The organism is Streptomyces sp. NBC_00078, assembly GCF_026343335.1.
Lineage (GTDB): Bacteria > Actinomycetota > Actinomycetes > Streptomycetales > Streptomycetaceae > Streptomyces.
Genome location: NZ_JAPELX010000001.1, coordinates 4,871,089 through 4,894,767, shown reverse-complemented (window position 1 = coordinate 4,894,767; position 23,679 = coordinate 4,871,089). Strand labels below are relative to the sequence as shown.

The 23,679-nt window shown below is 69.7% G+C and carries 22 protein-coding genes and 2 pseudogenes; 8 read left to right on the top strand and 16 right to left on the bottom strand.

The genetic code is table 11. The features are described from left to right. Positions 1–39 precede the first annotated feature (39 nt). The 4 genes and pseudogenes from OOK07_RS43480 to OOK07_RS22945 all read right to left on the bottom strand — a co-directional run. A pseudogene (locus OOK07_RS43480) lies at positions 40–771 on the bottom strand (ABC transporter transmembrane domain-containing protein); the annotation flags it as partial. Continuing rightward, positions 765–1,310: a hypothetical protein gene (locus OOK07_RS22955; protein ID WP_266798195.1), complete on the bottom strand. Its 546-nt coding sequence runs from the start codon at positions 1,308–1,310 to the stop codon at positions 765–767. The pseudogene OOK07_RS43480 and the gene OOK07_RS22955, both read right to left, overlap by 7 nt. An 82-nt stretch (positions 1,311–1,392) precedes the next feature. Further along, positions 1,393–2,601, bottom strand: a complete 1,209-nt coding sequence (lxmK, locus tag OOK07_RS22950) for a class V lanthionine synthetase subunit LxmK (RefSeq protein ID WP_266798194.1) — start codon at positions 2,599–2,601, stop codon at positions 1,393–1,395. 82 nt (positions 2,602–2,683) lie between these two features. After that, positions 2,684–3,214: a YbjN domain-containing protein gene (locus OOK07_RS22945; RefSeq protein WP_266518564.1), complete on the bottom strand. Its 531-nt coding sequence runs from the start codon at positions 3,212–3,214 to the stop codon at positions 2,684–2,686. 148 nt (positions 3,215–3,362) lie between these two features. On the opposite strand from OOK07_RS22945, the gene OOK07_RS22940 reads away from it, so the two are divergent. Then, positions 3,363–3,497, top strand: coding sequence for a hypothetical protein (locus OOK07_RS22940; protein ID WP_266682642.1), 135 nt, complete (start codon positions 3,363–3,365; stop codon positions 3,495–3,497). 48 nt (positions 3,498–3,545) lie between these two features. Here OOK07_RS22940 and clpB read toward each other — a convergent pair whose 3' ends face one another. Then, the gene (gene clpB / locus OOK07_RS22935; protein ID WP_266798193.1) at positions 3,546–6,152 is read right to left on the bottom strand and encodes an ATP-dependent chaperone ClpB; all 2,607 of its coding nucleotides are present in this window, start codon (positions 6,150–6,152) and stop codon (positions 3,546–3,548) included. A gap of 131 nt (positions 6,153–6,283) precedes the next feature. On the opposite strand from clpB, the gene OOK07_RS22930 reads away from it, so the two are divergent. Further along, positions 6,284–6,697 (top strand): pyridoxamine 5'-phosphate oxidase family protein, encoded by a 414-nt coding sequence (locus tag OOK07_RS22930; RefSeq protein WP_266682640.1) that lies wholly within the window; start codon positions 6,284–6,286, stop codon positions 6,695–6,697. 157 nt (positions 6,698–6,854) lie between these two features. On the opposite strand, the gene OOK07_RS22925 is transcribed toward OOK07_RS22930, so the two are convergent. Beyond that, complete coding sequence (locus OOK07_RS22925; protein ID WP_266682639.1) at positions 6,855–7,190, bottom strand: Rieske (2Fe-2S) protein; 336 nt, start codon at positions 7,188–7,190, stop codon at positions 6,855–6,857. Beyond that, complete coding sequence (locus OOK07_RS22920; protein ID WP_266682638.1) at positions 7,187–7,414, bottom strand: hypothetical protein; 228 nt, start codon at positions 7,412–7,414, stop codon at positions 7,187–7,189. The genes OOK07_RS22925 and OOK07_RS22920 overlap by 4 nt, the downstream gene beginning before the upstream one ends. A gap of 146 nt (positions 7,415–7,560) precedes the next feature. Between OOK07_RS22920 and OOK07_RS22915 the strand changes: the two genes are divergently transcribed. Together OOK07_RS22915 and OOK07_RS22910 are read left to right on the top strand one after the other, a co-directional pair. After that, positions 7,561–8,541: a helix-turn-helix transcriptional regulator gene (locus tag OOK07_RS22915; protein WP_405671226.1), complete on the top strand. Its 981-nt coding sequence runs from the start codon at positions 7,561–7,563 to the stop codon at positions 8,539–8,541. Between the two features lie 195 nt (positions 8,542–8,736). Beyond that, positions 8,737–8,980, top strand: a pseudogene (locus OOK07_RS22910) (helix-turn-helix transcriptional regulator); the annotation flags it as partial. Here the strand turns inward: OOK07_RS22910 and OOK07_RS22905 are convergent. Further along, positions 8,943–9,986 carry a helix-turn-helix transcriptional regulator gene (locus OOK07_RS22905; RefSeq protein ID WP_266682637.1) on the bottom strand — a complete coding sequence of 348 codons (1,044 nt, stop codon included), beginning with the start codon at positions 9,984–9,986 and terminating at the stop codon, positions 8,943–8,945. The pseudogene OOK07_RS22910 and the gene OOK07_RS22905 overlap by 38 nt on opposite strands. Before the next feature lie 252 nt (positions 9,987–10,238). Here OOK07_RS22905 and OOK07_RS22900 point away from each other — a divergent pair, with 252 nt between their 5' ends. From OOK07_RS22900 to OOK07_RS22890, 3 genes are read left to right on the top strand one after another with little or no spacing between them, the layout of a single operon-like run. Beyond that, positions 10,239–11,783, top strand: a complete 1,545-nt coding sequence (locus tag OOK07_RS22900; RefSeq protein ID WP_266798192.1) for a circularly permuted type 2 ATP-grasp protein — start codon at positions 10,239–10,241, stop codon at positions 11,781–11,783. Beyond that, the gene (locus OOK07_RS22895; RefSeq protein ID WP_266682635.1) at positions 11,780–12,712 is read left to right on the top strand and encodes an alpha-E domain-containing protein; all 933 of its coding nucleotides are present in this window, start codon (positions 11,780–11,782) and stop codon (positions 12,710–12,712) included. The genes OOK07_RS22900 and OOK07_RS22895 overlap by 4 nt, the downstream gene beginning before the upstream one ends. 1 nt (position 12,713) lies before the next feature. Continuing rightward, positions 12,714–13,556 carry a transglutaminase family protein gene (locus tag OOK07_RS22890; RefSeq protein ID WP_266798191.1) on the top strand — a complete coding sequence of 281 codons (843 nt, stop codon included), beginning with the start codon at positions 12,714–12,716 and terminating at the stop codon, positions 13,554–13,556. 99 nt (positions 13,557–13,655) lie between these two features. On the opposite strand, the gene OOK07_RS22885 is transcribed toward OOK07_RS22890, so the two are convergent. From OOK07_RS22885 to OOK07_RS22860, 6 genes are all read right to left on the bottom strand, one after another. Further along, positions 13,656–14,774 carry a substrate-binding domain-containing protein gene (locus OOK07_RS22885; RefSeq protein WP_266798190.1) on the bottom strand — a complete coding sequence of 373 codons (1,119 nt, stop codon included), beginning with the start codon at positions 14,772–14,774 and terminating at the stop codon, positions 13,656–13,658. 218 nt (positions 14,775–14,992) lie between these two features. Beyond that, a complete protein-coding gene (locus OOK07_RS22880) occupies positions 14,993–15,442 on the bottom strand; it encodes a heat shock protein transcriptional repressor HspR (RefSeq protein ID WP_266518527.1) in 450 nt (149 codons plus the stop codon). 5 nt (positions 15,443–15,447) lie between these two features. Next, positions 15,448–16,626 (bottom strand): molecular chaperone DnaJ, encoded by a 1,179-nt coding sequence (dnaJ, locus tag OOK07_RS22875; RefSeq protein ID WP_266798189.1) that lies wholly within the window; start codon positions 16,624–16,626, stop codon positions 15,448–15,450. A 33-nt stretch (positions 16,627–16,659) separates the two neighbouring features. Beyond that, positions 16,660–17,322, bottom strand: coding sequence for a nucleotide exchange factor GrpE (grpE, locus tag OOK07_RS22870; protein WP_266682624.1), 663 nt, complete (start codon positions 17,320–17,322; stop codon positions 16,660–16,662). Next, positions 17,319–19,166, bottom strand: coding sequence for a molecular chaperone DnaK (dnaK, locus tag OOK07_RS22865; RefSeq protein WP_266682623.1), 1,848 nt, complete (start codon positions 19,164–19,166; stop codon positions 17,319–17,321). The genes grpE and dnaK overlap by 4 nt, the downstream gene beginning before the upstream one ends. A gap of 94 nt (positions 19,167–19,260) precedes the next feature. Then, complete coding sequence (locus OOK07_RS22860; protein ID WP_266682622.1) at positions 19,261–20,376, bottom strand: MraY family glycosyltransferase; 1,116 nt, start codon at positions 20,374–20,376, stop codon at positions 19,261–19,263. Positions 20,377–20,607: 231 nt separating this feature from the next. Between OOK07_RS22860 and OOK07_RS22855 the strand changes: the two genes are divergently transcribed. Next, positions 20,608–22,890, top strand: a complete 2,283-nt coding sequence (locus tag OOK07_RS22855) for a (Fe-S)-binding protein (protein WP_266798188.1) — start codon at positions 20,608–20,610, stop codon at positions 22,888–22,890. An 81-nt stretch (positions 22,891–22,971) separates the two neighbouring features. On the opposite strand, the gene OOK07_RS22850 is transcribed toward OOK07_RS22855, so the two are convergent. Both OOK07_RS22850 and OOK07_RS22845 read right to left on the bottom strand, forming a co-directional pair. Then, positions 22,972–23,259, bottom strand: a complete 288-nt coding sequence (locus OOK07_RS22850; protein ID WP_266798187.1) for a hypothetical protein — start codon at positions 23,257–23,259, stop codon at positions 22,972–22,974. Beyond that, the gene (locus OOK07_RS22845; RefSeq protein ID WP_266798186.1) at positions 23,259–23,552 is read right to left on the bottom strand and encodes a hypothetical protein; all 294 of its coding nucleotides are present in this window, start codon (positions 23,550–23,552) and stop codon (positions 23,259–23,261) included. The genes OOK07_RS22850 and OOK07_RS22845 overlap by 1 nt, the downstream gene beginning before the upstream one ends. Positions 23,553–23,679: the final 127 nt, after the last annotated feature.

Genomic DNA, 23,679 nt, shown 5'->3' with positions numbered 1-23,679 from the left:
CAGGTAGACGAGGAAGGCGGCGAACTCGCCTGCGGTCAGCGCGCCACTGCCGAGCCGCACTCCGCTGGCGACCATGGTGCCGACGATCGCCACCTGCTGGCCGAGCTGCATCACGGGCCCGGTGAGCGCCTGCGTCCGTGCGACCGAGACCGCGGCCCGCTCCGCCCCCGAGATGCTGCCGGACAGCTCCCCCGCCATCTGCCGCTCGGCCCGGAATGCCTTGATCGTCGGCAGGGCGATGAGCGCGGCGGTCAGCTGCTGGGACATCCGGCCGATGGCGCTCTGCTGGCGTTCGACGCCCTGGCGCAGCGTGCGCATCGACAGCCCGATCCCGGCGGCCGCGACGGCGAAGGTGCTCGCCACGACGAGCAGCAGCACCCAGTCGAGGAAGCCCATCACCACGAGGGTTCCGGCCACCAGGACTGCGGAGGACGGCAGTTGGGCCGCGCCGACGTCGACCACCGATCTCAGCTGGGAGCTGTCGGAGCTGACCCGGGCCACCAGATTGCCCGTGCCCTCGCGCCGCACGTCGCGCAGCCGCATCCGCAGGACGTGTCCGACGACGGCCGACCTGATCCCGGCGACCATGCCCTCGCCGGCCCGCGCCAGGAGGTATCCCGACAGTGCGGAGGCGAGGGCTGCGGCGAGGGCGAGGGCGGCCATCCGGGCCACGGCGCCGAGCAGCCCGTCGTCCTCGGTGAGCGCCACCACCAGGTCGCGGACCAGCAGGGGCAGCGCCAGCGTGCCGGCCGCGGACGCCAGGCTCAGCACCACCGCCGAGACGACCAACGCCCGGCGGCCCCGCAGCAGTGCGGCACCCGCACGTAGACCCGCAGCACCGCGCCCGGTCCCGGACGTCCGGCGGACCCGTCGGCCAGGAAGAACCCGGGCGAGAGCGCCGGCCGCACGGCGGGCAGCCGCAGCCGTACGACACCCTCCGCGCCCTCGGTGAGGGGCACGTCGTCGGGGACGCGGACGCGGAGGCCGTCGAGTTCGACCACCCGCCCGCCGGGCGCCGCGGCCAGGACGCCCGACACCAGCACCTCGCGGTGCGGGGTCGCCCGGGTCAGCGCGGCCTCGGTCTCCGGGTCGCGCAGGGTCCGCGCGGGCGCGTCCCCGCTCGCGTCGCGGCCGGTGTGCAGAACCTCGTAGAGCTTCCGCGACAGCACGGCACGCAGAGCGGCGGCACCCTCCGCGGTGACCTCCTGTCCCGCGACCGACGCCGAGCGCGCGCCGTCCGCGACCTCGACGGCATCCACCGCCGCCGACAACCGCCGGTCCAACCCGGCCACACTCACACCCACGCTCACGACGCCTCCCCCAGCCTCATCGCCGACACCCGCGTACTCTCCAGACCACCCACACCACCGGCCGCAGCCGCCCTCGTCGTACTCACGGCGCGTCCCCCAGGCCCACCGCCGAGGTGAACCTCTCCGGGTCGAGCAGGGCCGTGCGGCCGATGCCGGCTGCTGCCCGGACGATGGCGGACAGGCGGGCGCTCTCCCGGGTCGAGGCCAGCAGGCGGTCGATCAGGTGCCAGCCGGCGTAGGCGGTGGCGCGGACGGGGAGGGCCGGGTCGGGTGTCGGGCGGTGCGCCCGGTAGCCGTCCCAGAAGGCACCGACCAGCGGCAGCACCCGGGCGATCTCGCGCTGCCCGCGCTCCAGGATCTCGTCGTGGCTCAGCGTCGGACCGAACGTCCCGTCGTCCTCGCCGCCCGTCACCGGGATGCGCAGCACCGCGCGGTACAGCCACTCGCCCGTCCAGGCACCGACGTCCCGGGCCGGGTCCATCAGGCGGAACTCCTCCCAGTCGGTGACATGCACCGTGCCGTCCCGGACCAGCAACTGGTCGAGCCGGAAGTCCCCGTGACCGGGCACCCTGGCGACCCCGGCCTCCGAGTCCCGCAGCGCCCTGAGCGCGCCGACCAGCGGTGCGTCCCGCTGGAGCAGCCCCCACGCCTGCAGCGAGGCGCCGGTCGCGGAGAGATAGGCCCGCAGCGGCAGCGCCTCCAGTTCGGCGACCGGCGGCAGGGAGTGCGGATCGTCGAGTACGTCCGTCACGTCCGTGCCGTGTGCCGGGTCCAGGTCGTGGAGCCGGGCCAGGACCTCGCCGACCTGCCGGGAAAGCTCGGGGGTGAACTCGTCGTCGGCAGCCAGTTCGTTTCCGGACCTGCCGTCCTCGATGAATTCGAAGACCAGCAGTCTGCTTTCCTCGTCCGAGCCGATGAGAACAGGATGCGGAATTCCGTGGGCCGAATTTTCGAAGGCGAGCACCCTGCGGAATCTGGCAAGGGATTCCGGCGTCTTTCCGGAGAGCCGTTTCACGAAAACCGCATGGCCGCCGTCCGTCACTCCCGACCAGTTGTCATTGCGTCCGGGGAAGGAGAAGACCTCCGCCGCGCCCGAGCGATCCGAGGGAAAGCCAGGACAGCAACTCCTCCACGTCCGGATGTGCGACAAGAGTTCCTGCGGGAACGGCCGTGGGGCGGCCCTGAAGATATTTCTTCTCCATTTTCTGCACGCCCGATTCTTACCGCACGCGCGACGACCGGGCAATGCGCATGTCCACAATCGGTCAGCACCGGCCGGCCCCCTGTCCACCGCACGAGAAGAGCCCGACCCGGGCACCCGACCGTGATGGTCGGTGCCCCGGCCGGGCTCCCGTGCGGGTACGGGGCGAGGACTACTCCTCGTCGTCCTCGGGCTTGTCCGCCTCGTTGATCTCCTGCTCGATGCCGAGCTGCTCGACGAGCCACTTGTCGAACTCGATGGCGGCGCGCACCCAGCTGACCGTGGAGGACACGAAGTGCTCCAGGGCGACGCCGGTGCCGATCAGCATCTGCGCCTCGCCGATCAGGCGGACGGTGCCGTCGTCGTGGGTGTGGCTGTAGACCTTGGGCCACAGCGTCCGCCGGTTCCAGTCGTCGATGGACTCCAGCAGGGTGGGCTTCTCGTCGATCTGGTGGGGGCGGTCGTAGAACGTCCGAACGGAGAAGACCTGCTGGTCCCCTTCGCCACGGAACATGAAGTACGTACGGAACTGCTCCCACGGCGCCGCGAGGTCACCCTCGTCGTCGACGACGTACTTGAGCTCCATCTGGTCGAGGAGCTGCTTCACGAGGTCCTGATCCGGGACGACGGGGCCCGCCGGTCCGCCGGGCTGCGGCTCGGGCTGGCCCCCGAAGTTCGGAATCGAGGACGGGTCGATGCTCACCGTGATTTTCCCTTCGTACGGATTCAGTCATCCTCCCTCATCCGGGGAGGGGGGTGGCAAGCCCGGTCGGCCCTGTCAGCCACGGGCTGACACGATCCGGTCATCTGGCAGTGACGGTGCCATGACCAGCGGGCGCCATGATCACGGCATGCGGATGAGGAAAGAGCTGCGGTGGCTGCTGTGGGGCCTGTGGCTGGTGTGCCTGGTGGTCGCCGTCTGGTTCGTCGTGGCGGTGATCATGCTGTGGGTGGACGGCATGCGGCTCAACCAGTTGCAGAACTGAACGGGCCCGCCACCGGAAGGGTGACGGGCCCGTACGGCAGGTGGCCGGTTACAGGGTCTTGCCGGTGACCGGCCCCACGATCAGCCCGTCCCCGAAGGCGTCCACCCGGACCGTGTCGCCGTCCTTGACCTCGCCGGAGAGGATCTCCTTGGCGAGGCGGTCGCCGATGGCGGTCTGGACGAGGCGGCGCAGCGGGCGGGCGCCGTAGGCCGGGTCGTTGCCCTCGTCGGCGAGCCAGGCCAGGGCCTCGTCGGTGACGTCCAGGGTGAGCCGGCGTTCCGCGAGCCGCTTCGCCAGGCGACCGATCTGCAGGCGGGCGATACGGGTCAGCTCGTCCTTGTTCAGGGCCGAGAAGACGACCAGGTCGTCGAGGCGGTTGAGGAACTCCGGCTTGAAGGAGGTCCGCACCACCTCCAGCACCTGCTCCTTCTTCTCCTCCTCGCCGGTCAGCGGGTCCACCAGGAACTGGCTGCCCAGGTTCGACGTCAGCACGAGGATCGTGTTGCGGAAGTCGACCGTACGACCCTGACCGTCCGTCAGACGGCCGTCGTCCAGCACCTGGAGGAGGACGTCGAAGACCTCGGGGTGGGCCTTCTCCACCTCGTCCAGCAGGACCACGCTGTACGGGCGCCTGCGCACCGCCTCCGTGAGCTGGCCGCCCTCCTCGTAGCCGACGTAGCCGGGCGGGGCGCCGACCAGGCGGGACACGCTGTGCTTCTCGCCGTACTCCGACATGTCGATGCGGACCATCGCCCGCTCGTCGTCGAAGAGGAAGTCGGCCAGGGCCTTGGCGAGTTCGGTCTTGCCGACGCCCGTCGGGCCGAGGAAGAGGAAGGAGCCGGTGGGGCGGTCCGGGTCGGCGATGCCGGCGCGGGTGCGCCGTACCGCGTCGGACACGGCCTGCACGGCCTCCCGCTGGCCGATCAGGCGCTTGCCCAACTCGTCCTCCATGCGCAGGAGTTTCTGCGTCTCGCCCTCCAGCAGGCGGCCGGCGGGGATGCCGGTCCAGGCGGCGACGACGTCCGCGATGTCGTCGGAGCCGACCTCGTCCTTGACCATGGTGTCCTTGGAGACCTCCTCCTCGGCCTCCGAGGCGGCCTCCAACTCCTTCTCCAGCTCCGGGATCTCGGCGTAGAGAAGCTTGGAGGCGGTGTCGAAGTCGCCGTCGCGCTGCGCGCGTTCGGCCGTGCCCCGCAGCTCGTCCAGCTTCTCCTTGAGCTCACCGACGCGGTTGAGGGACTGCTTCTCCTTCTCCCAGCGGGCGGTCAGGCCCCGCAGCTCCTCCTCCCGGTCGGCGAGGTCGCGGCGCAGCTTCTCCAGGCGCTGCCGGGAGGCGGGGTCCGTCTCCTTCTCCAGCGCAAGCTCCTCCATCTTGAACCGGTCGACGGCGCGCTGGAGTTCGTCGATCTCGACGGGGGACGAGTCGATCTCCATACGCAGCCGGGAAGCCGCCTCGTCGACGAGGTCGATGGCCTTGTCGGGCAGGAAGCGGGAGGTGATGTAGCGGTCGGAGAGGGCCGCGGCGGCCACCAGCGCGCTGTCGGCGATCTGGACCTTGTGGTGGGCCTCGTAGCGGCCCTTGAGCCCGCGCAGGATCGCGATCGAGTCCTCGACGGTGGGCTCCGCCACCAGCACCTGCTGGAAGCGGCGCTCCAGCGCCGGGTCCTTCTCGATCCGCTCGCGGTACTCGTCCAGCGTCGTCGCACCGACCATGCGCAGCTCGCCGCGTGCGAGCATCGGCTTCAGCATGTTGCCGGCGTCCATGGCGGAGTCGCCGCCGGCGCCCGCGCCCACGACGGTGTGCAGTTCGTCGATGAAGGTGATGATCTGGCCGTCGGAGTCCTTGATCTCGGCCAGGACGGTCTTGAGCCGCTCCTCGAACTCGCCGCGGTACTTCGCACCCGCGACCATCGCGCCGAGGTCCAGCGCGACCAGCCGCTTGTTCTTGAGGGACTCCGGCACGTCGCCCTTGACGATCCGCTGGGCGAGTCCCTCGACGACGGCGGTCTTGCCGACGCCGGGCTCGCCGATGAGGACGGGGTTGTTCTTCGTACGGCGCGACAGCACCTGTACGACGCGGCGGATCTCCTGGTCCCGGCCGATGACCGGGTCGAGCCGGCCCTCGCGCGCCGCGGCCGTGAAGTCCGTGCCGAACTTCTCCAGAGCCTTGTACTGACCCTCCGGGTCGGGTGTGGTCACCCGGCGTCCTCCCCTCGCCTGCTGGAACGCCTGCTGCAGCTTCTTCGCACCGGCCCCCTGCCCGGACAGTACGTCACCGGCGGCGCCGCCCTTCGCGGCGATGCCGATGAGCAGGTGCTCGGTGGAGAGGTACTCGTCGCCCAGGGCCGCGGCGCGCTCGCCGGCGTCCGCGATCACGGCGAGCAGCTCTCGGCTCGGCTGCGGGGGCGCGACGGTCGAGCCGGTCACGCTGGGCAGCCCGGCGAGGATCTTCTCCGCACCCGCGCGCACGGCCGCCTGGTCGGCGTCGACCGCGGCCAGCAGGTCGGTGATGTTCTCGTTTCCCTGTTGGCCCCGGCCCTGGAGCAGGGCCAGGAGCAGGTGGGCGGGGCTCAGGTCGGCGTGCCCGTCGGTCACGGCCCGCTGCTCGGCCGCCCTGATCGCGTCCCGGCTCCTGTTGGTCAGCTCGGCGTCCACGTTCGCTTTCTCCTCCTGATGTCAGCTCTCCGCCACGTCTCCCATTGCTGACTCAATCAGCGTACACAAAGTTGAGTCTATTCCACTCAAGGCGATAGCGGGGCCGGTCCGGCGGCTAAGTTCCCGTGGGTATGGCGACCTATTCGCAGGATCCCGGTGCCCCCGACGCCACGTACCTCAGCTTCTGGCGGGAGCGGCACCTGTGCACGCTGACGACCCAGCGTCCGGACGGCAGCCCGCACGTCGTGCCCGTCGGGGTGACCTACGACCCCGGCGCCCGGCTGGCCCGGGTCATCACGAACAAGACGAGCACCAAGGTGGCGAACGTGCTGGACGCCGGGCCCGAGGGCGCCCGGGTCGCGGTGTGCCAGGTGGATGGCCGGCGCTGGGCGACGCTGGAGGGCCGGGCCTTCGTGCGGACCGACCGGGAGCGGGTCGCGGAGGCGGAGCGGCGCTATGCCGAGCGCTACGAGCGGACGCCGGCGCCGAACCCGTCACGCGTGGTGATCGAGATCGAGCTGACGCGGGCGATGGGGCTCGGATGACGGCACCGATGATTTTCGGCCAGTGCTCGACTGTGGCCGAATAGCCCGATACCCGGAGATATCCCCTAAAACTGCAGCGGCGTCACCGTGTTCAGGTCACGGTGACGCCGCTGCGGGGGGAAGCACCTGAGCGATCTGTTGCGACGGGGGAATCGCGTCAGGCACTGCGGGGGGTGGCTGAGATGGTCCGAACTTGGGGGGTTTCCGGTTCCACCAGCCGATGGTCTCGCTGGTCCAGGTTCACAAAGATCATTCCGTACCGGATGGCACATCGCACGGGCTGCGGCGCCCCCCGAGGCCGCCGCAGACACCGGTACGCCCGTACGTCCTCATCCTCGTCGCGCGTGACGACGACCGGCTCGCCGAAGACAGTCACCATCAACGAGTCACCGGCGTGGGGGATCGCGGTGACCAGATCGATGAAGTGCCAGCCGGAGCGGTAGGCGGTGGCCATTTCGCGGCGAAAGGAGCGGTCGTCGGGTGGGGTGGTCATGACGAGACGGCCCAACTACTGTCGGTCGGAGCCACCCAGGAGCTGTCGCCCGGGACGTCGGAGGCGGCGATCACCCAGCTGCTGTCCCCGGGAGGGGCTGCTGCGGTGGCCGTCGTGCTCCAGCTGCTGTCCTGCGCGGCATCACTCTTCGTCCCCGTGAGGCCGCCCAGCGCTCCGAAGGCCAAGGCGGCGGAGAAGGCGGCGACAAGCGCCGAGCGAAGCATTCTCTTATGCATAGTCGGCTTCGTCCTCATTTGAAGGTCACCTCTCCCCCGTCCGAATACGACGATGGCCCATTCCGGCACGTCATGGCCACACAAACGATGCATCATGTTCCTGCACGTTCAGGACCCTGGGGGGTGGAGATCTGGTGATAAATGAGACTAAGCGGACACATCCCCATGGGTTGACCGACCTGTGCGAGGACGGACGCCGCCTCTACGGCAACGCTCTCCGGACGGGACGCATAGCCCGTGCGGATGTCGAGCCTGCGCCCTGTCTGATGGAGTTCGCCCTCCTTCATCCCGATCCGGACGACCCGAACTGGCTACGGCCGGTACCCCCCTCGATCGCTCTGGCCCAGCGGCTCAACCCGATCGAGAACGAGATCACCCAGCGCCGGCGGCTGTCGATCGAACTCGCCGACGCTTTCGAGCCGTTCATGACCCTCAGCGCCCAGTCGACCGCGAACACCCACTCGATTACGGTGCTGGAGGGCCTCGACCGGATCAACTCGGCGCTCGATCTGGCCACCACCCAGTGCCAGAGGGAGATGCTCACCGTCCAGCCGAGCCGCCGCCGCCTGGAGCACACCCTCACCAAAGCGCTGGAGCGCGACAGGCCGTTGATTGAACGCGGCTGCCGCATCCGCACCCTGTACCAGCACCCCGCCCGCTACAGCCCGGAAACTCTGGCCTACGTGGCTCAGTTCACCGACGGCAAGGTGGAGTACCGCACCATCGACGAACTCGTCGAGCGGCTGATCGTCTGCGACGAGACCGTGGCCTTCATCCCGACGCGCGACGACGGGGAGGTGGCCCTCGAACTCCGCCATCCGGGGCTCGTGCGCTATCTGATCAAGGTCTTCGAGTTCATGTGGTCGCGTGCGGTCCCGCTGAGCGCCGGCGCCCCCTACGAGACCGCCCCCGACGGCATCACGGAGATCCAGCACTCCATCGCCAAGCTCCTCGTCGAGGGTCACGTCGACGAGGCGATCGCCCGGCGCCTGGGCATGAACGTCCGCACCTGCCGCGCCCACATCGCCAAGCTCGCCACGTCCCTGGGCAGCGGCAGCCGCGCCCAGCTCGGCTTTCTCATCGCGCAGTCGGGGATCCTGAAGCAGGAACCCTGAACCCACCCGGAGGAAAAGGGTCATTCGCGACGAGGCAGGCGCACCGGCACGGCCCGGCGGAGCTGTGCGAAGCGGGCCTGGAAGTGTACGGCCGCGCTCTGCGCGAGGGCCGTGTCAGCGGCACGGAGTCCGAAGCGGCCCCCTGACTCACCGACTTCGGCCTGCTGCGTCCCGCCGTCGCCAGTGGCACATGGCACACCCATGCACCCCGTGGCCCCCACCCGGGCCGCCTTCAACGGCATCACGCCCCGCCGGCACGCCATCGCCGCCCTCCTCGTCGAGGGCCACACCGACACCGTCATCGCCAAGCGCCTCGGCATGAACGTCCGCACCGCCCGGGTGCACATCGCCAAGCCGGCGGCCCACCCTGGGCAGCGAGAGCCGGGCCCAGCTCGGCTGCCTCATCGGACGGTCGGGGATTCTTGACCGGGAAGAGTGACCGGGGCGACGTCGGCGGAATGACGCGGGCCGTCGAGGCCCACCTGGGCGATGCGGACGCCGAGTTGGGTGCGGCTGGCCGCGCCGAGGGTCTCGGAGAGCCGGGCGATGTGGGCGCGGCAGGTGCGGACGCTTATGCCGAGCCGCTCCGCGATCACCGCGTCCTGGTGGCCCTCCGCCAGCAGCGCCGCGATGGACTGCTCGCGGTGGGAGATGCCCTCGATGCCGGTGTCGGGCAGCGGCGCGGTCAGTGGGATCGCCAGCCGCCACAGCCGGTCGAAGACAGTGACCAGATACTCGACCAGCGCGGGGTGACGCAGCTCCAGCGCGAGGGTGCGGTCCGCGTTCGCGGGGATGAAGGCCACCGTGCGGTCGAAGAGGATGAGACGGTCGATCACCTCGTCGAGGGTGCGGGCCTCGACCGAACCGCCCATCAGCTCCAGGTAGTTGAGCAGCCCCTGCCCGTGCCGGGCCACATGCGTGTACAGGTCGCGCATGCGCACGCCGCGCCCTCGCAGGGCCAGCGCCCGGTGCAGCCCCTCCGTCAGCTCGTGCTCGGGGCGGATGCCGCCCGGCTGCACCGTCAGGACCTCCGTCGTGCACGCCTGGGTCGCCGCGTCCATCGCGGCCTGGATGCGGGACAGCCCGTCCAGGACACGGATCGCGGCACCCTCCGCCGGGCCGGAGGCCGCCTGTGTGGCGGATCCCAGTCCGGCGTACCGCTCGACGGCGGTGACCGCCGCCCCCACCTTCCGCTGGCTCGCGCTGACCTCGTCGTACACCCCGCGCAGCAGCCGGGTCATGACCTCCTGCGGGGACGTCGGGACCAGCCAGTCCATGTCGTCGGGGTCCGGGTGCAGCAGGGCCAGCTCCAGCAGACACGGCACCGGTTGGGCGTCCAGCCGCGGCACGCGGCCCCGCCGTACGGCCCGGGAATACACGCGATCCCCGGCCTCGCACAGTCGGTCAGCACCGTGTGGATGCTCATCCGTCCCGTGCCCGGCCATCGCCCATCCCACCCCCGGTTTCGCCGCTTCCGCAGCGCAACTATGCGCGGACGCGACCCGCTCCGCAACACGGCTCGACCACAGCTGCCGGTCGTTAAGAACCCATAACTCCCGTTTCCCACCGTCCTCCTGCCGTCGTCCTGCAACAAGCTGGGGGTGGTCCCAGGCACCCCTCCCGCCCCGCCCGGGCACGCAAGCTCCTGGAAATACCGGAGTGATCGTCGCGTTACACCTCGCCTCTAACGTCCCCCCATGGCGGACATATTTGACGCATACGCGTTGGCCGATGCGTGGGACGAGATGTTTGAGCGGCCGGGTGAGGTCAGAGCCGCCTATGAGCCGGTGCTGGCGGCGCTGCAGCCGATCGAGCCGAGTGAACTCAGGTTCCGGGCGGACCAGATGGCCCGCGCCTTCACGGACCGCGGCGTCACGTACGCCTTCGCGGGCGAGGAGCGGCCCTGGCCGCTGGACCTCGTGCCCCGCATCCTCGACGCCCTCGAATGGGATCTCATACAACGCGGGGTGAGCCAGCGGGTCAGAGCCCTGGAGGCCTATCTCGCCGACGCCTACGGGCACTGCCGTGCCTTCGAGGACGGTGTCGTGCCCTGGCGGCTGCTGCTCAACTCCCCCCACTTCCACCGGTCCGCGCAGGGAGTCGAGCCACCGGGCGGGGTGCGCATCCACGTCGCCGGCATCGACCTCGTACGCGACGAGGCCGGGGACTTCCGGGTGCTTGAGGACAACGTGCGGGTGCCCAGCGGGGTTTCGTACGTCATCGAGAACCGCCGGGCCATGACCCGGATCTTCCCGTCCCTCTTCACCGAGCAGCACGTCCTGCCCGTCGACGGGTACTGCCACCGGCTTCTGGCCGCCCTGCGTGCCGCCGCACCCGATGGCGTGCCGGACCCGAGGGTCGTCGTCCTGACCCCCGGCCCCAGCAACGCCGCCTACTTCGAACACGCCCTGCTCGCCCGCCTGATGGGCGTGCAGCTGGTCGAGGGGCACGACCTGGTCTGCCGCGGCAACCGGGTGTGGATGCGCACCACGCGCGGCGAGGTGCCCGTCCACGTCGTATACCGGCGCCTGGACGACGACTTCCTCGACCCGCTCCACTGCCGTCCCGACTCGGTGATCGGCTGCCCCGGCATCATGGGCGCGGCCATGGCGGGCAACGTCACACTCGCGAACGCCGTCGGCAACGGGATCGCGGACGACAAGCTGCTCTACACCTACGTCCCGGACCTGATCCGCTACTACCTCGCCGAGGAACCGGTTCTTCCCAACGTCGAGTCCTATCGGCCCGATGAGCCAGGACAGTTGGAGGCGGTCCTCGACCAGATCGACCAGCTGGTCATCAAGCCCGTGGACGGCGCGGGCGGCCAGGGCATCGTCATCGGCCCGAAGGCCGACAAGGACACTCTTGAACGCACTCGCAAAGCCGTCATCGCCGACCCGCGCGGCTACATCGCGCAGCGGCCCGTCGCCCTGTCCACCTCCCCCACCCTCGCGGGCGAGCGCATGGCACCGCGTCACATCGACCTCAGGCCGTTCGCGGTGAACGACGGGAACGACGTCTGGGTGCTGCCCGGCGGGCTGACCCGCGTCGCCCTCCAGGAGGGCAACCTGATCGTCAACTCCAGCCAGGGCGGCGGCTCCAAGGACACCTGGGTGCTCGCCGAGGGCCAGTCCGAGCCGCCGGCGCCCGAGCCGGCCGCCGCGATCCCCGCCGTCGCCCCGCGCCGGCTCGGACCAGACGGCACCCGTGCCGTCGTACAGGAAGGGGCCCAGCAGCAGTGAACGACGTGATCCTCTCCCGGATAGCCGAGGCCCTGAGCTGGACCGGCCGCTACGTCGAGCGGGCGGACGCCACGGGCCGCATCCTCGACGCGTATCTGCACCGCATGCTGGAGGACCCCTGGCGCGACGAGGACGCCGCCTGCCGTTCGCTGTACGCGATCCTCGGCATGGACGCCGGGGACGAGCGCGTGGACATGCAGCAGGTCCTGGACCAGCTGGCCTTCGACGCCCGCTCCACGGGCTCCATCGAAGGGGCGCTGGGCGCCGCCCGGTTGAACGCGCGCAGTGCCCGTGAGGCCGTCTCCTCCGAGATGTGGGAGTGCCTCAACTCCACCTGGCACGCGCTCGCCGACCAGCGGCTCGCGGCACGGCGCACGGGCCCGTACGCCTACCTGGAACTGGTACGGCGCCGGGCGGCCCTCTTCTTCGGCCTCGCGGACTCGACGATGAGCCGGGACGACAGCTGGCGGTTCGTGGTCCTTGGCCGCAGCCTGGAGCGGGTGGACATGACCGTACGGCTGCTGTCGGTGCGGGTGCTGGACGCCGCGCACGCGCCGGACTGGACGACGCTGCTGAGCGCGTCCGGCGCCGACGAGGCGTACGCGCGCGTGTACGGCGGTTTCGGCGACACTCCGCGGGTGGCCGAATTCCTGCTCCTGGACCGGGACTTCCCTCGCTCGGCGCTGCACGCGCTGACCACGGCGGAGGAGTGCCTGACGGCGCTCGGCCGCCCCCGCCAGGACCCGGCGCGGCGCCCCATCGGCCGGCTGCGCACCCGCCTCGAATACCTGGACAGGCACGCCCTCGAAGACCAGCTCCCGGTCCTGCTGCGGGATCTGCAGCAGGCCTGCCTGGCGTCCGCGGACGCGGTGGCGGAGCGGTTCTTCCCGTACCAGGGGCCCGTCGAGTGGGCCCAGGAAGGAGCCTGAGATGGCTCGTCGCCTCCGCATCAAGCACACCACCCGGGTCTCCTACGCCCAGCCCGCGGCCTCCTCGCACAACGAGGTCCGCATGACCCCGCTGACGCTGCCCGGCCAGACCACGCTGGACGCCCGCGTCACCGTGAGCCCCGCGACGGCCACCTGGTCGTACTGGGACTACTGGGGCACCCAGGTCACCGGCTTCGACCTGATGGACCCGCACGGCGACCTCACCATCACCGCTTCCAGCCTGGTCGAGACGTCCCCGGCGGACCCGCTCCCGGCGGCTCCCACCTGGGCGAAGTTGGCCGAACTCACCATGAACTCCCGTCTGTTGGAGTTCACGGATCCGACGGTCCGTACGACGGTCCCGGCGAAGCTCATCAAGAAGGCACGCAAGGCGGCGGCCGGCCTCGACCCGCACGACACGGCGACTGCCGTCTCCGCCCTGGTCGCCGGCCGGGTCTCCTACCTGCCCGGCGCCACCAGCGTGAACACGTCCCCCGCGGAGGCCTGGGAGCAGGGCGCGGGCGTCTGCCAGGACATCACCCACCTCACCGTCGCCCTGCTGCGGGGCGTGGGGCTGCCGGCCCGCTATGTCTCCGGCTACCTCCACCCCGACCGCGAGGCCGAACTCCAGCGTCCCGTCGCCGGGCAGAGCCACGCCTGGATCGAGTACTGGGCGGGCGACTGGTGCGGCTACGACCCCACCAACAGCACCCGGGCCGACGAGTCCCATGTCGTGGTGGCCCGGGGCCGCGACTACGACGACGTCACCCCGCACAAGGGCATCTACCGGGGCGTGGCCGGCGGGCCGCCGGAGGTGTCGGTGGAGTTCACCCGGGTGGCGTGAACCCCGGCTCGGGCTGCTGCCCCACGTACGACGCGAACCTGGCCGGCACCGGGTTCGCGTCGTCCGCGCGGCACACGAGGGAGACGGTCGACAACCGGCCTACTTGAGGCCGACCGCCACGCACTTCGAGGCGTACTTCGACGTGCAGATCTGGGAGATCTTGTAGATGCCGTCGGCGACGACCGTCGACTTGATGTTCTTCTTCGTCAGGGCGGTCACGGTGACGAGCTGTGCGGGGATGCCCTTGTCCGTGGGGCTGTCGACCGTGTCCTGGGTGAGGGCGTCGAACTCGATGTCCTTGCCCTGCACCTTGGCCACGGCCATCTGCGCGGCGGCCTGGGCCTCCTGCGGGTACGACTTGTACACGCTCATGTACTGCTCGCCTGCCACGATCCTCTGCACGGCCGCCAGTTCCGCGTCCTGGCCGGTGAGCGGCGGCAGGCTGGTGAGGCCTGCGTTCTCCATGGCCTTGACGATGCCGCCGGCCATGCCGTCGTTGGCGGAGTAGACGCCCGCGATGTTGTCCTTGCCGATCGCCTTGATCGCCTCGGTCATGTTGGCCTGGGCGTTGTTCGGGTCCCAGTCCTTGGTGTCGTACGACTCGGCGATCGTCACCTTGCCGTTGAGCTCGGACAGGGCACCCGCCTTGAACTGCTTGGCGTTCGGGTCGGTGGGCGAACCGTTCATCATGACGATCTTGTCGGAAGTGTCGACGCCGCTGCCCAGCGCGTCGAGCAGGGAGCGGGCCTGGACCTCGCCGACGAGTTCGTTGTCGAAGGAGATGTACGCGTCGATGGGACCCTCGGCCAGCCGGTCGTAGGCGATGACCGGGATACCGGCGTCCTTCGCCTTCTTCACCTCACCGGCGATGGCGTGCGCGTCCACGGCGTCCAGCAGGATGGTGTCGACCCCGTCGTCGATCATCTTCTGCATCTGGGACGCCTGCTTGTCCGCGTTCTGGCCGGCGTTGGCGTAGTCGACCTTGCCCTGCTTCCTGGTGAGCGAGGCGACCTGCTCCTTGATGATCGGGTAGTCGAAGTCCTCGTACCGGGTGTTGGCCGTCTCCGGCAGCAGCAGCCCGATGGTGACGTCGTTGCCCTTCGTGGGGCTCGCCGACTTGCCATCCTCCGACACGTTCAGCACCCCGCAGGAGGAGAGCGAGAGGGCGGTCGTGGCGACTGCCGCACACAGGGCGATACGACGGGTACGGGTGTTCACTGCGCTTACCTTCCAATACCTTCCGAACCAGGGTGCTTCACGCAGCCCAGGTGAAGGCAGCCAACGCTTTCTTCACACGATCGTCAAGGAATAACCGGGTAATGAGACGTCAACGTTAGAGTCGGGCCGATACGTGCCGGTCTGTCAACCAAAGGTCCGAACAGGACGGAGGGGCCCGGAATGTCTCCGAGCCCCTGCCACGACCTGACACAAGGACGTCAGTCGGACTGCTGCCGCTTCGGCCGCCACACCACCAACGCGCTGGTCTGCTGCACCTCCTGGTACGGGACCAGATCGCGGCGGTACGACGCGTGCACCGCCGCCTCACGCTGCTGCATCGCCGCCGCCGCGCCCTCGACCGCCGACTGGAGTTCGGCGACACGCTGCTGGAGCGCGGCGACCTGGTTCTCCAGTTCGATGATCCGCTTGATGCCGGCCAGGTTGATGCCCTCGTCCTGCGACAACTGCTGCACGGTGCGCAGCAGTTCGATGTCGCGGGCCGAGTAGCGGCGGCCGCGGCCGGGCGTGCGGTCGGGCGAGACCAGGCCGAGGCGGTCGTACTGGCGCAGGGTCTGCGGGTGCAGGCCGGAGAGCTGGGCCGCCACCGAAATGACGTAGACCGGGGTTTCCTCGGTCAGTTCGTACGGATTGCGTCGACGGCCGTCCATCTCTGTCAAGCTCCCTTCGCGGCCTGGAAGAGGTCCGCCCGCGGGTCCTCGCCCGCGGTCGCCTCGCGATACGCCTCCAGCGCGTCACGAGCCTTCCCCGTCAGGCCCACCGGGACACTCACCTCGACGGTGACCAGGAGGTCGCCGCGGGTGCCGTCCTTGCGGACCGCGCCCTTGCCCCGGGCGCGCATGGTGCGGCCGTTGGGCGTGCCCGGGGGCAGCTTCAGGGTGACCGGAGGGCCGCCCAGCGTGGGAACCCTGACCTCGCCGCCGAGGGCCGCCTCCGTGAACGTCACCGGGACGGTGACGGTGAGGTTGTCGTCCCTGCGGCCGAAGACCGGGTGCGCGTCGACGTGCACGGTGACGTACAAGTCGCCCGCCGGGCCGCCCCGTTCGCCCGGTGCGCCCTTGCCGCGGAGGCGGATGCGCTGGCTGTCCGACACCCCGGCCGGGATGCGGACCTGCATGGTCCGGGACGACTTGGCGCGGCCGCTGCCCTTGCAGACCTCGCAGGGGTTCTCCGCGATCAGGCCGCGGCCCTTGCAGTCCGGGCAGGGGTCGGTCAGCGAGAAGCCGCCGCCGGAGCCCCGCGCCACCTGGCCGGTGCCGACGCATGTCGGGCACACCCGCGGGTTGCCGTTCGCGTCGCCCGTGCCGGAGCAGGCCTTGCAGGGTGACTGCGAGGACATGCGCAGCGGGACCGTCGCCCCCTCGATCGCCTCGGTGAAGCTGAGGCTGACCTCGGTGTCGATGTCCTGGCCGCGCCTGGGCTGCACCCGCGTGGTGCCGGAGCTGCCGCGGTTGAACAGGCCCCCGAAGACGTCACCGATTCCGCCGCCGAAGCCTCCGGAGCCCCCGCCGCCCTGGGGGTTGCCTCCGAAGAGGTCACCCAGGTCGAAGTTGAACGAGCCGCCCGCGCCGCCCGGCCCCGGGCGGTAGCCGCCGTTGCCGAAGAGGGTGCGGGCCTCGTCGTACTCCTTGCGCTTCTTGGGGTCACCGAGGATGTCGTTGGCCTCGGAGATCTCCTTGAAGCGCTCCTCGGCCTTGGCGTTGCCCTTGTTGGCGTCCGGGTGGAACTCGCGGGCGAGCTTCCGGTACGCCTTCTTGATCTCGGCCTCGGTGGCGTCCTTGGGGACGCCGAGGACCTTGTAGTAGTCCTTCTCGATGAAGTCCTTGGTGCTCATCCTCGACGCCCCTCCTTTCTCATCGGTTCAAGCTCAGCCCTCGTCCGGGCCACCGCTCTCCTTGTCGTCGGCCGCCTCGCCGGACTCCGAGGAGTCCGCCTTGACGGTCTGCGCCCCCGGCTGGGGTTCGGCCACGGCCACCCGCGCGGGGCGGATGGTGCGCTCGCCGATGCGATACCCGGGCTGCAGGATCGCCACGCAGGTCGTCTCGGTGACGTCCGGCGCGTACGAGTGCATGAGGGCCTCGTGGATCGTCGGGTCGAAGGGCTCGCCCTCCTTGCCGAACGCCTGCAGTCCCATCTTCGCCGCGACGGTCTCCAGCGACTCCGCGACGGACTTGAATCCGCCGACGAGTTCGCCGTGTTCCCGCGCGCGGCCGATGTCGTCGACCACGGGCAGGAGCTCGGTCAGGAGGTTCGCGATGGCGATCTCCTTGACCGTGATCCGGTCCCGCTCGACCCGGCGGCGGTAGTTCTGGAACTCGGCCTGGAGCCGCTGGAGGTCCGCGGTGCGCTCTTCGAGCGCCTTGCGCACCTGGTCCAGCTGGGCCGTCAGGCCGGCGATCTGTGCTGCGTCCCCGGCCGGGGCAGCCCCCTCCTCCGAAGAGGAGGAGGCGGCCTGCGGCTCGGCGTCGTCGGGGGTGGCGCCGGAGGGGACGTCAGGCTTCTCGTCGAAACCCGGGGTCTCCTCCGTCACGCGGCACCGTCCTTACGGTCCTCGTCGACGATCTCGGCGTCGACGACGTCGTCGTCGGCCTTCGGGGCCTCGGCGCCGGCGGACTCGCCGCCCGCCGCGGCCTGCGAGGCCTGGGCGTCGGCGTACATGGCCTGGCCCAGCTTCTGCGAGACGGCCGCGACCTTCTCGGTGGCGGTGCGGATCTCGGCGGTGTCCTCGCCCTTGAGCGCGGCCTTCAGCTCCTCGACGGACGCCTCGACCTCGGTCTTGATCTCGCCCGGGACCTTGTCCTCGTTGTCCTTGAGGAACTTCTCCGTCTGGTAGACGAGCTGCTCGCCCTGGTTGCGGGACTCGGCGGCCTCGCGGCGGGCGTGGTCCTCCTCCGCGTACTTCTCGGCCTCCTGGCGCATCCGGTCGACCTCGTCCTTCGGCAGCGAGGAGCCGCCGGTGACGGTCATCTTCTGCTCCTTGCCCGTGCCCAGGTCCTTCGCGGTCACGTGCATGATGCCGTTGGCGTCGATGTCGAAGGCGACCTCGATCTGCGGGACACCACGCGGGGCCGGCGGCAGACCCGTCAGCTCGAACATCCCGAGCTTCTTGTTGTACGCCGCGATCTCGCGCTCGCCCTGGTAGACCTGGATCTGCACGGAGGGCTGGTTGTCCTCGGCGGTGGTGAAGATCTCGGACCGCTTGGTCGGGATCGTCGTGTTCCGCTCGATGAGCTTCGTCATGATGCCGCCCTTGGTCTCGATACCAAGCGACAGCGGGGTCACGTCGAGGAGCAGGACGTCCTTGACCTCACCCTTGAGGACACCGGCCTGCAGGGCGGCGCCGATGGCGACGACCTCGTCCGGGTTGACGCCCTTGTTGGCGTCCTTGCCGCCGGTCAGCTCGCGGACGAGCTCGGCCACGGCGGGCATACGGGTGGAACCACCGACGAGGACGACGTGGTCGATCTCGTTGATGGAGATGCCGGCGTCCTTGATGACGTTGTGGAACGGCGTCTTGCAGCGCTCCAGCAGGTCGGCCGTCAGCTGCTGGAACTGAGCCCGGGTGAGCTTCTCGTCCAGGTGCAGCGGGCCTTCGGCGGACGCGGTGATGTAGGGCAGGTTGATCGAGGTCTCGGTAGACGAGGACAGCTCGATCTTGGCCTTCTCGGCAGCCTCACGCAGACGCTGCAGGGCCATCTTGTCCTTGCCGAGGTCCACGCCGTGACCGCCGGCGAACTGCTTGACCAGGTAGTCGACGACGCGCTGGTCCCAGTCGTCACCACCGAGGTGGTTGTCGCCGTTGGTGGCCTTCACCTCGACGACGCCGTCGCCGATCTCCAGGAGCGACACGTCGAAGGTGCCGCCACCGAGGTCGAAGACGAGGATCGTCTGGTCGTCCTTGTCGAGGCCGTACGCGAGCGCGGCCGCGGTGGGCTCGTTGACGATACGCAGGACGTTCAGGCCGGCGATCTCGCCGGCCTCCTTCGTCGCCTGGCGCTCGGAGTCGTTGAAGTACGCCGGGACGGTGATGACCGCGTCGGTCACCTTCTCGCCCAGGTAGGACTCGGCGTCGCGCTTCAGCTTCTGCAGGATGAACGCGGACATCTGCTGCGGGTTGAAGACCTTGCCGTCAAGCTCGATCTTCCAGTCCGTGCCCATGTGACGCTTCACCGAACGGATGGTCCGGTCCACGTTCGTGACCGCCTGGCGCTTGGCGACCTCGCCGACAAGCACCTCACCGTTCTTCGCGAAGGCGACGACGGACGGCGTGGTCCTGGCACCCTCGGCGTTGGTGATGACGGTGGGCTCGCCGCCCTCCAGAACGCTGACGACGGAGTTAGTCGTGCCCAGGTCGATGCCGACCGCACGTGCCATGGTGATTTCCTCCAGCTGACTTGAGTGGAACGGACTCAAGTGTGCACGACACCCGGCGATGGGTCAACAGACCTGAGTCGCAGGGGCTCAACTCTTATCCGTTCCTTACACGCAAGTGGCCGCTGACCTGCGTGGACACCGGCCTCCCGGCCTGCGTGGACACGGGTCTCCCGGCCTGCGTGGACAGCACTCTCCCGGCCTGTGTGGCTCTTCCGGTCTGCGCGGGGACGGGTCTGCGGACTCCGTACACCGGCACCCGAAGCAGCAGGAGTACGACGATGAGCGTCCCCGCCCCCACCCAGAACACCCCGGACTCGGCGGTCCACCCGATGTGCATGAGCACCCCGACCAGCACCCCGGCGAACGCCCCGATCCCGGGCAGCACGGTCGCCCCCTGCGGGGTGAGCCCCAACCGCCGCAGCCGGTGGGCGAGATGGTCGGGCCCGCCCCGCAGCAACGGCCGCCCGGCCAGTCGCCGCGACAGGACCACGAGAAGGACGTCGGCGCTCGCCACCGCGGTGAGCGGGAACAGCACCCCCGCGCTGGACGCCAGCCCGTAACCGGCCTGGGTGAACACGGCCGACGCCGCGAGCACGAACCCGGCGAACAGCGACCCGCACGCACCGAGTCCCACGCGCGCGGGAGGCCAGTTGTGCATGAGGAACCCCGTCAGTGCGGCGGCCAGCACGCTCAGCAGCACCGCGAGCCCGTCCATCACCTCGGCCGCCGCACAGGCGCCGACGCCGAAGGCGGTGACGACCCCGACGGTCCCCGCGAGCGCGTCGGCATGGTCGAGGGCCTTGTACCCGACGGCGACGAAGACGATCCAGCAGACGGCGAGCAGACCGGCGGGCACCCCGATCTCGTCGTACGGCACCACCCAGGCCGCCGCCACGGCGGTACCGGCGACGAGCACCCGCGCCTTGACCCGCCGCAGGTCCGCGATGAGCCCGAGCGCCGAGACCGCGGCCCCCGCGGCGAGCAGCCTGCCCACCCCGGATCCGAGCGGCGCGACACCCGCCCGGTCGCCGGCCACCGCGACCGCGCAGGTGGCGAGCACCACCGCCACACCTCCGAACAGCGGAAGGGGCCGCTGCCGCTGCCGTCTGCGCTCGACGACCCCGAGGCGCAGGGCAGGCACCCGCAGCAGTGCGGTGAGCACGGCGGCGAGCAGAAGGGCGGTGGTGGCGGCGACGATCCCGTAGAGCACGGATCTAAGTTAGGCGCGAATGTACCAATTTGGCATGAATAACACGATCGGATCGTCAGAGACCTTGAACCCGGCCCTTAAGGCAACCCTCAGCGACACAGATCACCAAACGGCTGGCTACAGTGCGATGGAAGATGGGGGTAGTCTCAGACGGACCGCATAAGTTACCGCTTAGTAATGTCGAGGCCCCGCCCTCGAACGAAACCCCTCGCAGGCCCGAGGAGCCCCCAAATGCAACTCGCCGCGATCATCGTGTCGCTGGTTCTGATCGTGGTCGGCGTGGCCCTGTTCGCCCGCGCGATCGTGCAGATCTACAACTTCATGCGGCTCGGCCAGGACGTGCCCGCGGGCACCCGTACCGACGAGCCGGTCCAGCGCACCGTCACCGTGGCCAGGGAGTTCCTCGGCCATACCCGGATGAACCGCTGGGGCATCGTCGGTGTGGCGCACTGGTTCGTGGCAGTCGGCTTCTTCTCGCTGCTCCTGACGATCGTCAACGCCATCGGCCAGCTGTTCCAGGCCGACTGGCTGCTGCCGGTCATCGGCGAGTGGGCTCCGTACAACGTCTTCGTCGAGTTCATCGGCACGATGACGGTGCTCGGCATCGCGGTCCTGATCGTGATCCGCCAGCTGAGCAAGCCGAACCGTCCGGGCCGCAAGTCCCGCTTCGCCGGTTCCAACTTCGGCCAGGCGTACTTCGTCGAGGCCGTCATCCTCATCGTCGGCGTCTGCATCTTCATGCTGCACGCGCTGGAGGGCGCCCAGCACCACGTGGACGCGTACGAGGCCTCGTTCTTCATCTCGTACCCGGTGGTCTCGTGGCTGAAGGGCCTGGACGTCTCCACGCTCCAGAACCTCACCTACTTCTTCGCCGGCCTGAAGATCGCGACCTCCTTCATCTGGATGATCACGGTCGCCCTGAAGACCGACATGGGCGTGGCCTGGCACCGCTTCCTCGCCTTCCCGAACATCTGGTTCAAGCGCAACGCCACCGGTGAGACCTCCCTGGGCGCCCTGCTGCCGATGACCTCGGGCGGCAAGCCGATCGACTTCACCGACCCCGGTGACGACGACGTCTTCGGCGTCTCCCAGGTCGAGCAGTTCTCCTGGAAGGGCCTGCTGGACTTCTCCACCTGCACCGAGTGCGGCCGCTGCCAGTCGCAGTGTCCGGCCTGGAACACGGGCAAACCGCTCTCCCCGAAGCTCCTGATCATGTCGCTGCGCGACAACGCGCACGCCAAGGCCCCGTACCTGCTGGCCGGCGGCGGCAAGACCATGGAGGGCGAGGAGAAGGGCTCCGAGGAGCAGCTGGCCGGTGTGCCGGCCGCCGCGCTCGCCGAGGCCGAGCGCCCGCTGATCGGCACCGCGGAGGACAACGGCGTCATCGACCCGGACGTGCTGTGGTCCTGCACCACCTGCGGCGCCTGCGTCGAGCAGTGCCCGGTGGACATCGAGCACATCGACCACATCGTCGACATGCGCCGCTACCAGGTGATGATCGAGTCCGCGTTCCCGTCCGAGGCGGGCACGATGCTCAAGAACCTGGAGAAGAAGGGCAACCCCTGGGGCCTGGCGAAGAAGCAGCGCCTGGAGTGGCTCAAGGAGGTCGACTTCGAGGTCCCCGTCGTGGGCCAGGACATCGAGGACCTCACCGAGGTCGAGTACCTGTACTGGGTCGGCTGCGCGGGCTCCCTGGAGGACCGCGCCAAGAAGACCACGAAGGCCTTCGCCGAACTCCTCCACATCGCGGGCGTCAAGTTCGCGATCATGGGCGGCGACGAGAAGTGCACCGGCGACTCCGCCCGCCGCCTGGGCAACGAGCCCCTGTTCCAGGAGCTCGGCATGGAGAACGTCATGGCGCTGAACATGGCGTTCGGCGAGGAGCTGGACGACGACGGCAAGGTGGTCCCGGAGTCCGCCAAACCGAAGTCGGCCAAGAAGATCGTCGCCACCTGCCCGCACTGCCTGAACACCATCGGCAACGAGTACCCGCAGCTCGGCGGCGACTACGAGGTCATCCACCACACCCAGCTGCTGCAGCACCTGGTGGACGAGGGCAAGCTGGTCCCGGTCACCCCGGTCGAGGGCATCATCACCTACCACGACCCCTGCTACCTGGGCCGCCACAACAAGATCTACACGCCCCCGCGCGAGATCATCGCGAGCGTCCCGGGCCTCCGTAACGAGGAGATGCACCGCCACAAGGAGCGCGGCTTCTGCTGTGGCGCCGGGGGCGCGCGGATGTGGATGGAGGAGCGGATCGGCAAGCGCATCAACAACGAGCGTGTTGATGAGGCCCTTTCGCTGAACCCGGACATCGTGTCCACCGCCTGCCCGTTCTGCCTCGTCATGCTCACGGACTCCGTGAACGGCAAGAAGAACGATGGCAAGGCGAAGGAGTCCATCCAGGTGGTCGACGTCGCCCAGCTCCTCCTGGACTCGGTCAGGACGCCGGCGGACCCGGCGGGCGAGCCGGAGCCGGAGAGCGCACCGGAGCCGGAGCCGGCGAAGTAGTTCCACGGCCGCTACGGCCGCAGCGACGCCCCCATGTCCTACGTGGACGTGGGGGCGTCGGCGCTTCCCGCCCGGGGGCGGTCAGTTCAGGCGGCCCGACCTCAGGCCGCGGCTCTCGGCGACGCGGAGGGCGTCCTGGAGAGCCTCGGTCAACCGCTCGGCGAGGAAACGGAGTTCACCGGCCGGCATGTTCGTGTCGGGGAGCAGGTCGCGGGCGTGTGCGAGGAGTTCGGTCCCCATGCCGAGCTGGATCGACTCGGTGGCGTCGGCGAGACGGGAGACGGGACCGCCGAGGTCGTCGGTGATCAGGTAGCAGGGCTTGCCCTCGGGGCCGGGCCAGGGCAGCAGGCGAGGTGACTCCGACTCCATCAGGCGACCTCCACACCGTGAATCCAGTACGAGCCGGGCATGTCCAACCCCAGCGTGGCGAGAGCGAGTTCGCGACGCCGTTGCCGCTGTTCATGGGCGGTGAGGTAGGGGCGTACGGCGATGGTGGCGGTGCCGTCGAGGGGGGTGTGGAGGCCGTACGGGCTGCGGTGGGGCGGGAGGGGGTGGAGCGACGGTTCCAGTGGTGCGGCAGGGGACGGCGGTACGTGTTCGGTTCGGCGCGGGATGAGCAGGAGGCCCATCCAGGCGAGGAGACGGTGGATAAGGTCGGTCACGTCATCGGCTCCGTTTCAGGGTTCAGCTGGTGGCCATGCCCCCGGACGGCTCCACCCGTCGCGGGGGTCCTCTATGTGACACACCAGCTCATTCGCGGTCTACCGAAGTCTACTGCGGTCGCGCGGT